The sequence below is a fragment of the Pantoea sp. OVA07A genome (assembly GCF_019969975.1).
Taxonomy (GTDB): domain Bacteria; phylum Pseudomonadota; class Gammaproteobacteria; order Enterobacterales; family Enterobacteriaceae; genus Pantoea; species Pantoea agglomerans.
Genome location: NZ_JAHXYM010000014.1, coordinates 1 through 2713, shown reverse-complemented (window position 1 = coordinate 2713; position 2713 = coordinate 1). Strand labels below are relative to the sequence as shown.

At 54.4% G+C, this 2713-nt stretch carries 3 protein-coding genes; all 3 read right to left on the bottom strand.

From position 1 onward, the window contains the following. Positions 1–212 (bottom strand): hemagglutinin repeat-containing protein (locus LC417_RS22225; RefSeq protein WP_223564784.1); only part of this gene is annotated, 212 nt, incomplete at its 3' end. 98 nt (positions 213–310) lie between these two features. Beyond that, positions 311–931 (bottom strand): hypothetical protein, encoded by a 621-nt coding sequence (locus LC417_RS22220; protein WP_072014606.1) that lies wholly within the window; start codon positions 929–931, stop codon positions 311–313. Beyond that, positions 921–2713: VENN motif pre-toxin domain-containing protein (locus tag LC417_RS22495; RefSeq protein ID WP_304622696.1), on the bottom strand; the 1793-nt coding region annotated here is incomplete at its 5' end. The genes LC417_RS22220 and LC417_RS22495, both read right to left, overlap by 11 nt.

Here is a 2713-nt window from a genome sequence, read left to right as displayed (position 1 = left end):
CCGCCCTTGCTGCTGTTAGTGCTGTCGGTGCGCTCGCTGTTCTGCGCTGAAAGCAGGCTGATGTCGTTTTTCGCCGTCAGCCCGAGGTCGCCGCCCGCCTGAAGCTGGCTGCCCTGCACGAGGATGTTGCCCGCGCTGCCCGGCTGTGCGCCGGTGGCGGTGATGGCCAGGTTACCGCCCGCACCCAGCGTACTGCCACTACACCTCTGCATCCTTCTTCTGCTCTGGCGTTATCATTTTCAGCTTATCAGTGGCTGTTTTCGTCGCCGCAATCTGCCCCTGTGTCCTGGCGATGTCCACCGCCTTAACGTCAGGTGTACTTAAGTTTTTGCAGGTTTCTTTTTTGGCCTAAAGCAACAATTTCACAATCAGGTTCGTCATAACGCCCCAATGCAAAAAAAACAACACCATTATTTATCCAGATATTACTCATCCATTCTGTTATCTGCCTCGGTATGGAAGCAGTCATATTTACATTAGTTGATTGGATGGTTGAAAAAAACACCTTCTCGCCGCTATTAATTAAGCTTTCAATTACTCCCAAGCTATTTGATTTAACAGAACCTAAGCCGGAAAGAATCAACCCTTCACTTCCCTTAACTATCACATCTTTTTTTTCCTCAACCCCATTAACTTTAACACCTCTAACATTAAGTAAACCCCAGGTTTTTCTGTGGTTAACAATTGCGCTATCAGGTTGCTCCGCTGATAAAACGACAAATGTGTATATGTCTTCATCGCTAACACCTGCAGAATAACTCTCTACCATTTTTTTTAATAAACCTTCACCAAATTTCTTTAGTGGCGCATTGGGTAATTCCCAGCTCACTGCAGAGATACCCTTGCCGCTTATTGAAAATAAGTTAAAATCTGTAATCTGATTTTTTTCATTTATATCTTCAGCATATCTAATAACAACATCAGTAGTCATAGTGGTTACCTGCAGGATCGTTAAAATGTGAGCCTCGATTTTGAGGATCATCGACTCCAAAGAAATGGCCTCCAGCATCATCTCTTATATAAACTTTTTGCGTACCTCCTCCCGGTTTTTGAACTATAAATTCATATATATAACCTGGTTGAGGATTACCACGCTTGTCTATATTAGGGGATACCTTATTGGGGCTCTGACTCACTGGTATACCAGACTGTCTCTTCGCCTCATTAAAAGCACCTGAGCGACCAGCCCCTTCAGGAGAAAGATTTGCAGGCTTGTCCCCTTCAGCCAGATAAGCCAGATCATCCTTATTCTGCTCAGGGATCGGCGTAACCGTGGTATTGCCTCCCGTATCCGGCATACCATCCGTATTTCCGGTATTGCTGGATCCCTGCTCACCAGACTGATCCGGCGTGATCAGCGGAGTTCCCTTATTCTCATCCTGCGCCGGATTGACCAGCTTACCACCCGTCAAATCATCATTAACCGGTACGGTTTCGGTTTTGCTGCCTGCTCCGTTCGTGTGCTGCTGTGCCGTAACCACAGCCATTATCACACAGCTGGTATTCGCCAGGCAGGTCGCGTCCAGCCCTGCTTTTACCTTTTTGGTCAGCGCCAGTGCCGCCTGTTCATTTGCGCCGCCCTGGCCCGCTTCGGCCACTGCCGCCGCATCCAGCAACGATTTAGCCTGCATCATCTGCAACATGCCCATGCTGACCATGTTATTGCTGATTTCGTTCTGGCCCGCCTGCGCTCCGGCTACCGTGTCCGCCGTAGTCTCTCCAGCCAGCCCGGCTGCCAGACCTGCCGCAACCGTTCCCAGCGCGACCAGCGTCTGCTTCTGCTGTTCGCTAAGCTGACTGACCGGCACGTCACCGTACAGAACATTTTTGATGGCTTCACTCATCGCGGCGGTGGTAGCCGCGCCCGCCGCACCTGCTGCCGCTGAATTACCCTGTGCGGCAGCTATAACTCCGGCCACCGCAGCATGTGCCATTATACGACTGGCCTCATCCGGCGCTTTCTGCTTAATCAGCTCTGCAAGGTAAGGGGCCGAACCGCCAGCCAGTGCGGCTTTCAAATCGCCCCCCGCCAGCCCCTGTATCGCCGCCGTCGCCGCGCTGATACCCTGCTGCACCGACCCGCCGGTTCCCATTCCGCCGGCCAGCATCTCCCGGTTGTACAGCGTCTGATAGACCTGTCCGGTGATGTCGGCCGCGGTCGGCTCCTGACCCGGGTTCGCTTTCCGCCACTGCGCCTCGGCGTCCTTCTTCTGGTCCGGCGAGATGTTCTTCATCTTCTCCGTGGCCGCTCTGGTCGCCGCAATCTCGCCCTGCGTCCGCGCAATGTCGCCCGCCTGGCTGCCGATTTCCGCCAGCAGCTGCGCCGTCTCCATCCGCCGCTGCTCTTTCTCCTTATCGAAGATTTTATCCAGCCCCGGATTCGCACCCGCCGCGTCGCGGCTCAGGTCCGCCACGTCCTGCGTCTGCTTCGCCTTATCCCGGATAATGAGGGTGCCGTCGCTCACCGCCGCCTTCGTCACCGACGAGGCGCTGCCGCTGCCGTTCAGCCCCGCCAGCAGACCGTTCGCCATGTTGCCTTCGAACTGGCTGCCGATGCTGCCGCCGGTGCTCATGCCCACGCTCTGATGCTCGGTTTTATAGTCCGCGTGGTTCTCTATGTTGCTGAAGCCCAGCGTGCCGGTGTCGAGACGGTTCTTATCGGCGGTGGCGGTGGAACTGATGACCGCGCCGTTCAGCCGGGTGTGCTCACCCG